General features: G+C 42.5%; 1 rRNA gene. It reads right to left on the reverse strand.

The window, feature by feature from the left end:
- Positions 1 to 95: ribosomal RNA gene (rrf, locus tag CD172_RS12000) — 5S ribosomal RNA — on the reverse strand; the annotation flags it as partial.
- Positions 96 to 362 lie beyond the last annotated feature (267 nt).

The raw sequence follows: 362 nt of genomic DNA on the forward strand, positions 1-362 counted from the left end.
CGCGGAACGTAAGTCCGACTACCATCGGCGCTAAAGAGCTTAACTTCTGTGTTCGGCATGGGAACAGGTGTGGCCTCTTTGCTATTGTCACCAAACAATGTTTTACTTCGTGGCAAACGTTCGCATTCGTCTTCATCGCTACGTCATCACTCAGTTGTTTACGGTAAGTAAACGCCTTCGCTCTTTCTTGCGATTCATAGACTTCAAACGTTTTCACTTCGTAAAAGGAATGATTATACATTCAAAACTAGATAGTAAGTATTGGTTTCACAAGCATCACCTTATGAACTAAATTGATTAAGTCTTCGATCGATTAGTATTCGTCAGCTCCACGTATCGCTACGCTTCCACCTCGAACCTAT

The sequence above is a fragment of the Staphylococcus agnetis genome, from assembly GCF_002901865.1.
In the GTDB taxonomy this organism is placed as follows: Bacteria; Bacillota; Bacilli; order Staphylococcales; family Staphylococcaceae; genus Staphylococcus; species Staphylococcus agnetis.